General features: G+C 71.7%; 5 protein-coding genes. 2 read left to right on the top strand and 3 right to left on the bottom strand.

Features of this window, described 5'->3' with window-relative positions:
• Positions 1-107: 107 nt before the first annotated feature.
• The 3 genes from uvrC to uvrA form a co-directional block, all read right to left on the bottom strand.
• A complete protein-coding gene (gene uvrC, locus ACFVYI_RS32990; RefSeq protein ID WP_387892385.1) occupies positions 108-2,234 on the bottom strand; it encodes an excinuclease ABC subunit UvrC in 2,127 nt (708 codons plus the stop codon).
• 81 nt (positions 2,235-2,315) lie between these two features.
• Entirely contained in the window at positions 2,316-2,768 is a 453-nt protein-coding gene (locus ACFVYI_RS32995; RefSeq protein WP_387892387.1) for a Rieske (2Fe-2S) protein, read from the bottom strand.
• Between the two features lie 140 nt (positions 2,769-2,908).
• Positions 2,909-5,812: an excinuclease ABC subunit UvrA gene (gene uvrA, locus ACFVYI_RS33000; RefSeq protein ID WP_387892389.1), complete on the bottom strand. Its 2,904-nt coding sequence runs from the start codon at positions 5,810-5,812 to the stop codon at positions 2,909-2,911.
• 270 nt (positions 5,813-6,082) lie between these two features.
• Between uvrA and ACFVYI_RS33005 the strand changes: the two genes are divergently transcribed.
• Together ACFVYI_RS33005 and ACFVYI_RS33010 are read left to right on the top strand one after the other, a co-directional pair.
• The gene (locus ACFVYI_RS33005) at positions 6,083-6,850 is read left to right on the top strand and encodes a maleylpyruvate isomerase family mycothiol-dependent enzyme (RefSeq protein WP_387892391.1); all 768 of its coding nucleotides are present in this window, start codon (positions 6,083-6,085) and stop codon (positions 6,848-6,850) included.
• A 144-nt stretch (positions 6,851-6,994) separates the two neighbouring features.
• A complete protein-coding gene (locus tag ACFVYI_RS33010) occupies positions 6,995-7,648 on the top strand; it encodes an MBL fold metallo-hydrolase (protein WP_387892392.1) in 654 nt (217 codons plus the stop codon).
• Positions 7,649-7,690 lie beyond the last annotated feature (42 nt).

The following is a 7,690-nucleotide window of genomic DNA, read 5'->3' on the forward strand; positions in this document are numbered from 1 at the left end:
GCTCTCGGTGGTTCTGCTGTGGAGAACGCGCGCGGCGCGGCCACGCTTCCCCGACTCACTCGGGCGAGTGAGCGCGGGGCGCGCCGGCTGACGGACGGCGTCGGCCGTCATGGCGTCTCCTGGAATGGTGCGGTCTGGGGCGCTGCGTCGGCCGCGGTGCCGGCTGTCGGGCCGGCCGCGTCGGCGCTGTCATCGATGATCTCGCCGGTGGCGGTGTTCACGGCGAGTGTCGCGGGTGGACGGGACGACAACGCTGCTGCAACAGTCTCCGCCGTCCGGCGTCCGATGCCGGGTACGGCGCAGAGTTCGTCGACGGTGGCCGCGCGGAGCTTCTTCAGCGAGCCGAAGTGCTTGAGCAGTGCCTGGCGGCGAGTCTCGCCGAGGCCGGGGACGGAGTCCAGCTCCCCGGCGGTGAGTCGCTTGGAACGCTTGCTGCGCTGGTAGGTGATCGCGAACCGGTGCGCCTCGTCGCGGACCCGCTGGAGCAGGTAGAGGCCCTCGCTGCTGCGCGGCAGGACCACCGGGTCGTCCTCGCCGGGCAGCCAGACCTCCTCCAGCCGCTTGGCCAGGCCGCAGAGGGCGACGTCGTCGATGCCGAGCTCGTCCAGGGCCCGCTTGGCGGCGGCGACCTGCGGCTGGCCGCCGTCGACGACCAACAGCTGCGGCGGGTAGGCGAAGCGGCGCGGGCGGCCCGTCTCCGGGTCCACCGGGCCGGCCGGGACCTGCGGGCCGGCGGCGTCGTCGGGCGAAGCGGCGGCCCCGTGGTCCCCGGACGCGGCGGGATCCTCGGGTGCGCCGGGGTCGTCGGCCTCGGGAACGGCCCACTCCCCGGTCTGCTCGCGCTCCTGGAGGTAGCGGCGGAACCGGCGGCCGATCACCTCGTGCATCGAGCGGACGTCGTCCTGGCCCTCGAAGCCCTTGATCTGGAACCGGCGGTACTCGCTCTTGCGGGCCAGGCCGTCCTCGAAGACCACCATCGAGGCGACCACGTCCTCGCCCTGCAGGTGGGAGATGTCGAAGCACTCGATCCGCAGCGGGACGGAGTCCAGCTCCAGCGCGTCGGCGATCTCCTGCAGGGCGCGGCTGCGGGTGGTGAGGTCCGAGGCGCGCTTGGTCTTGTGCAGCGCCAGCGCCTGCTGGGCGTTGCGCTGCACGGTGGCCATCAGGTCCTTCTTGTCACCGCGCTGCGGGACCCGCAGGTCGACCTGGCTGCCGCGCAGCCCGGCCAGCCACTCCCGGACCGGCCCGGCGGGCTCCGGCAGCGCGGGCACCAGGACCTCGCGCGGCACGGTGCCGTCGCCGCCGCCGTAGAGCTGCTGCAGGGCGTGCTCGACCAGGGCCGCGGTGTCGACGTCCTCGACCTTGTCGGTGACCCAGCCGCGCTGGCCGCGGACCCGGCCGCCGCGGACGTGGAAGATCTGGACGGAGGCCTCCAACTCGTCCTCGGCGAGGGCGAGCAGGTCGGCGTCGGTGGCGTCGGCGAGGACGATGGCGTTCTTCTCCATCGCGCGCTTCAGCGCCCCGATGTCGTCCCGCAGCCGGGCCGCCTTCTCGTACTCCAGCTCCTCGGCGGCCTCCTGCATCTGCTCTTCCAGCCGGCGCAGGTAGTTGCCGGTGCGGCCGGCCATGAAGTCGCAGAAGTCCTCGGCCAGCGCGCGGTGTTCGTCGGCCGAGACCTTGCCGACGCAGGGCGCGGCGCACTTGCCGATGTAGCCGAGCAGGCAGGGCCGGCCGACCTGGCGGGCGCGCTTGAAGACACCGTTGGAGCAGGTGCGGACGGGGAAGACGCGCAGCAGCAGGTCGACCGTCTCGCGGATCGCCCAGGCGTGCCCGTACGGACCGAAGTAGCGCACGCCCTTCTTGTGCGCCCCGCGCATCACCTGGACCCTCGGGTACTCCTCGTCGAGCGTGACCGCCAGCTCCGGATAGCTCTTGTCGTCGCGGTACTTGACGTTGAAGCGGGGATCGAACTCCTTGATCCAGGAGTACTCCAGCTGGAGCGCCTCGACCTCGGTGGAGACGACCGTCCACTCCACCGAGGCGGCCGTGGTGACCATCGTCGCGGTACGCGGGTGCAACCCGGCGAGGTCCTGGAAGTAGGACGAGAGCCGGGGTCGCAGACTCTTGGCCTTGCCGACGTAGATGACCCGCCCGTGGGCGTCACGGAACTTGTAGACGCCCGGGGAGGTCGGGATCGCGCCCGGAGCGGGGCGGTAGGTGGACGGGTCAGCCATGGGTCCACCGTACCGACTCGGGCCGGGGCCGCGGAGGAGAGATCAACAAGGCGGGGATCGACAGGGCGGAGATCAACTGCTTCAGCTCGGGGTCACCTTGAGGTTGCCGCCCTCGACCGCCACGGCGTAGGCGGGGAGCGGGGTGGGGGCCGGACCGTCCAGCACCGCGCCGTCGCCGATGGCGAACATGCTGCCGTGACAGGGGCATTGGATCTTCTGGTTCTTGACCTGGTCGACGATGCAGCCGGCGTGGGTGCACTTGGCGCTGAACGCCTTGTACTCGCCGGCGGTCGGCTGGGTCACCACGATCTTCTGGTCGCGGTAGACGGTGCCGCCGCCGACCGGCACGGCGGTGGCCGGACCGACGTCCACCGGGGTCTTGGCCCCGGAGGAGGTGGACGAGGACGAGGAGGAGCACCCGGAGACCGCCAGGGCGCCGCCACCGGCCGCGAGGACGGCCGCGGCTCCGCAGAGCAGGGTGCGGCGGGAGGTGGCGGGGCTCTCGCCCGGCTGGCTCTCGGGTGCCTCGGACATGTCGTTCGCTCCTGGTCTCGCTGCGGCTCGCCGCGGGCTTCGCTGTTGCGCGGGTCGGCGCAGAGTCTATGCGCCCCTTACCCGGCCGCCCCCGAGGACGGGGCGGCCGGGTCGGTGTCGCGTTCGCCTGCGGCGCGGCGCTACTTCTTCTTGGCGACGGCCCGCTTGCGCGGGGCCTTCACCGGCGCCGGGGCGTCGTTGAACTCGCCCGGGAGGATGTCCCGCAGGAACTTGCCGGTGTGGCTCTCGGAGACGGCCGCGATCTGCTCCGGAGTGCCCTCGGCGACCACCATGCCACCGCCGGAACCGCCTTCGGGGCCCATGTCGACGATCCAGTCGGCCGTCTTGATCACATCGAGGTTGTGCTCGATGACGATGACCGTGTTGCCCTTCTCCACCAGCCCGGAGAGCACCGTGATCAGCTTGCTGATGTCCTCGAAGTGCAGACCGGTGGTGGGCTCGTCCAGCACGTAGACCGTCCGCCCGGTGGAGCGCTTCTGCAGCTCGGAGGCGAGCTTGACGCGCTGGGCCTCACCGCCGGAGAGGGTCGGCGCGGACTGGCCGAGCCGGACGTAGCCGAGGCCGACGTCGTTGAGCGTCCGCAGGTGCCGGGCGATCGCCGGGACGGCCTCGAAGAAGTGCAGGGCCTCCTCGATCGGCATGTCCAGCACCTCGGCGATGGACTTGCCCTTGAAGTGGACCTCCAGCGTCTCCCGGTTGTACCGGGCGCCGTGGCAGACCTCGCACGGCACGTAGACGTCCGGCAGGAAGTTCATCTCGATCTTGATGGTGCCGTCGCCGGAGCAGTTCTCGCAGCGGCCGCCCTTGACGTTGAACGAGAACCGGCCGGGCAGGTAGCCGCGGACCTTGGCCTCCTGCGTCTCGGCGAAGAGCCGCCGGACGTGGTCGAACACGCCGGTGTAGGTGGCCGGGTTGGAGCGCGGGGTGCGGCCGATCGGCGACTGGTCGACGTGCACGACCTTGTCCACCTGGTCGGTGCCGGTGATCCGGGTGTGCCGGCCCGGCACGCTGCGGGCGCCGTTCAGCTCCCGGGCGAGGTGGGTGTAGAGGATGTCGTTGACCAGCGTCGACTTGCCGGAGCCGGAGACGCCGGTGATCGCGGTGAAGGTGCCGAGCGGGAAGCCGACCGTGACGTCCTTGAGGTTGTGCTCGCGGGCGCCGTGGACGGTCAGCTGGCGCTTCTTGTCCCGCTCGCGGCGGGCGGCCGGGATCGGGATGGAGCGCTTGCCGGAGAGGTACTGGCCGGTCAGCGACTCCTTGTTGGCGAGCAGCTCCTTGAGCGAGCCGGAGTGCACCACCTTGCCGCCGTGCTCACCGGCGCCCGGGCCGATGTCGACCACCCAGTCGGCCATCTTGATGGTGTCCTCGTCGTGCTCGACGACGATCAGGGTGTTGCCGATGTCCCGCAGCCGGACCAGGGTCTCGATCAGCCGGTGGTTGTCGCGCTGGTGCAGGCCGATGGAGGGCTCGTCCAGCACGTACAGCACGCCGACCAGGCCGGACCCGATCTGGGTGGCGAGCCGGATCCGCTGCGCCTCACCGCCGGAGAGGGTGCCGGCCGCGCGGTTGAGCGAGAGGTAGTCCAGGCCGACGTCGACCAGGAACCGCAGCCTCTCGTTGACCTCCTTCAGGACCCGCTCGGCGATCTGCTTGTCCCGGGCGTTGAGCTTCATCGCGCCGAGGAAGTCCGAGCAGTCGCTGATCGACATGGACGAGACGTCCGCGATGGACCGGCCCTCGACGGTGACGGCCAGCACCACCGGCTTGAGCCTGGTGCCCCGGCAGGTCGGGCAGGGCACCTCGCGCATGTAGCCCTCGAAGCGCTCGCGGCTGCTGTCGCTCTCCGCCTCGGTGTGCCGGCGCTGGATGAACGGCACCGCGCCCTCGAAGCCCGTGGTGTACGAGCGGTCCCGGCCGTAGCGGTTGCGGTAGCGCACCTCGACCTGGTGCTTGTGGCCGTACAGCAGCGCCTTCTTGGCCCGGGCCGGCAGCCCGGCCCAGGGGAGGTCCGTCCGGAAGCCCAGCTCGCCGGCGAGCGCGTCGATCAGGCGCTGGAAGTACTCCTTGGTGTGGCCGCCGGACCACGGGTGGATGGCCCCCTCGTCCAGCGACTTCTCCTCGTCGGGGACGACCAGCTCCGGGTCGACCTCCATCCGGTTGCCCAGGCCGGAGCAGTCCGGACAGGCGCCGAACGGCGAGTTGAAGGAGAACGAGCGCGGCTCCAGCTCCTCGAACGACACGTCGTCGTACGGGCAGTAGAGGTGCTCGGAGTACATCCGCTCGCGCTCCGGGTCGTCCTCCGGGAGGTCGACGAAGTCGAGCACGACCATGCCGCCGCCCAGCCGCAGGGCCGTCTCCACCGAGTCGGTCAGGCGGCGCTTGGCGCTGCTCTTCACGGTGAGGCGGTCGATGACCACCTCGACGGTGTGCTTCTCCTGCTTCTTGAGCTTGGGCGGCTCGGCGAGCTGGACCGTCTCGCCGTCCACCCGGGCCCGGGCGTAGCCCTTGGACTGGAGGTCGGCGAAGAGGTCGACGAACTCGCCCTTGCGCTCGCGCACCACCGGGCTGAGCACCTGGAACCGGGTGCCCTCGGCGAGCTCCAGCACCTTGTCCACGATGGCCTGCGGGGACTGCTTGGCGATCGGGCGGGCGCAGTGCGGGCAGTGCGGCTTGCCGATCCGTGCGAACAGCAGCCGCAGGTAGTCGTAGACCTCGGTGATGGTGCCCACCGTGGACCGCGGGTTGCGGTTGGTGGACTTCTGGTCGATCGAGACGGCCGGGGACAGGCCCTCGATGAAGTCGACGTCGGGCTTGTCCATCTGCCCGAGGAACTGCCGGGCGTAGGAGGACAGCGACTCGACGTAGCGGCGCTGCCCCTCGGCGAAGATCGTGTCGAAGGCCAGCGAGGACTTACCGGACCCGGAGAGGCCCGTGAAGACGATGAGGGAGTCGCGGGGCAGGTCGAGCGAGACGTTCTTGAGATTGTGCTCGCGAGCACCGCGGACGATGAGGCGGTCGGCCACTGCTTCTGGCGCCTTTCTCCGGGCGAGATGGCTTTGCGTGAGAGGTGTACTTCTTCCAGGATGCGCCAGCCAGCCTATAGCTCAGGCGTTCGATTATCGAGCTCGTCCAGTGGAGTCCACCCGAACGAGTGAGAAGCCCGCTCGAAGTTGACCGGGGCTGTCCGAGAAAAGCCCTGCTCAGCCGTGACATCGGAGATAGCGTCACCCTCGTCAACGAGCGAGTGCCCGTGCGGGCAACGCTGCCGACCACTCCGACGGAGGCCGCCACCGATGACCGACCCCCAGACCGCCGCCGCCCTCGCCGACGAGCGGCTCCGGCTGGTCGCCACCAGCACGGGGCACCTGCTGCACACCGTCACCGGCCTGAAGCCCGAGGCCCTCGCGGAGCCCTCCGCCCTGCCGGGCTGGACCAGGGGCCACGTACTGGCCCACCTGGCCCGCAACGCCGACTCCCTGGTCAACCTCCTCGACGGCGCCCGGACCGGCACCGACATCCCGCAGTACCCCAGCGACCAGGCCCGCGACCAGGGCATCGAGGACGGCGCCGGGCGCCCGCTCGACGTCCAGCTCGACGACCTGCGCGACTCGGGCGAGCGGTTCGCCGCGGCCGCCGCGGCGCTGGCGCCGCAGGCCTGGACGGCCCAGGTGCGCCACCGGACCGGCTACGTCTTCCCCGCCGTCGACATCCCGTGGAAGCGGCTGATGGAGATCGAGTACCACCACGTCGACCTGGACGCCGGCTACTCCCCCGCGCACTGGCCGCGGGTCTTCGCGGTGGCCGAGTTCCACCGCCTGTCCGCCCGGCTGGCCGGCGCCGAGGGCCTGCCCCCGGTCGAGCTGGTCGCCGACGACACCGAGGACCGGGCCGTGATCGGCGCGGCCGACGGCGGGCCCGGGCTGACCGCCGAGGGCCCGGTGCGGGCGCTCACCGCCTGGCTCTCCGGCCGCTCCGACGGCGACGGCCTGCAGGTCCACCGCGGCGGCGTCCAGCTCACCGACGGCCGCGCCGCACTGCCCGCGCTGCCCCCGCTGGGCTAACCGCCGCGGCGGGCCCCGGCCGGACGCGCGACCCCGGTCGGGGCCCGGCCGCGGGAAGATCCACAAGACGCGGCCCGGCCGCGCGACGATGCTGGCAGAAGGGGCGATGCCGTCGGCAGCCCCGACACGACGAGGAGCGGACGGATGACGTACCACGGAGCGGTCAAGGTCGGCGGGCCGCCGGACGTGCGCGAGCTGGCCCACCTGATCATCACCAAGGCGGCCGTCGGCCCGTACGACAACAACGCCTACCTGCTGCGCTGCCGGGCCACCGACGAGCAGTTGCTGATCGACGCCGCCGCCGACGCGCCGGTGCTGCTGGAGACGGTCGGCGACAGCCTGACCACCGTGGTCACCACGCACCGCCACCACGACCACTGGGGCGCGCTCGCCGAGGTGGTCGCGGCCACCGGCGCCCGCACCGCCGCCGGGCGGTACGACGCCGAGGGCATCGACGTCCCCACCGAGCTGCTGCTGGAGGACGGCGAGCCGCTGCGGTTCGGGCAGATCGAGCTGACCGTCCGGCACCTGGTCGGCCACACCCCCGGCGCCGTCGTGCTGGTCTACGACGACCCGCAGGGCCACCCGCACGTGTTCACCGGCGACTGCCTCTTCCCGGGCGGCGTGGGCAACACGTGGGGCGACAAGGAGGCCTTCGAGAGCCTCTACCGGGACGTCACCGAGAAGGTCTTCGACGCCCTCCCGGACGAGGCCTGGGTGTACCCCGGCCACGGCAACGACACCACCCTCGGCGCCGAGCGCCCGCACCTCCAGGAGTGGCGCGAGCGCGGCTGGTAGCCCCGCACGACGAACGGCGGGCCCGCGACCGGTGCTCGGTCG

Source organism: Kitasatospora sp. NPDC058218, from assembly GCF_042882445.1.
In the GTDB taxonomy this organism is placed as follows: Bacteria; Actinomycetota; Actinomycetes; order Streptomycetales; family Streptomycetaceae; genus Kitasatospora.

Bases quoted from the DNA above. Each gene is read 5' to 3' on its own strand.
- ACFVYI_RS32995 (WP_387892387.1), bottom strand. From the start codon at position 2,768: ATGTCCGAGGCACCCGAGAGCCAGCCGGGCGAGAGCCCCGCCACCTCC.
- uvrC (WP_387892385.1), bottom strand. From the start codon at position 2,234: ATGGCTGACCCGTCCACCTACCGCCCCGCTCCGGGCGCGATCCCGACC.
- ACFVYI_RS33005 (WP_387892391.1), top strand. From the start codon at position 6,083: ATGACCGACCCCCAGACCGCCGCCGCCCTCGCCGACGAGCGGCTCCGG.
- ACFVYI_RS33010 (WP_387892392.1), top strand. From the start codon at position 6,995: ATGACGTACCACGGAGCGGTCAAGGTCGGCGGGCCGCCGGACGTGCGC.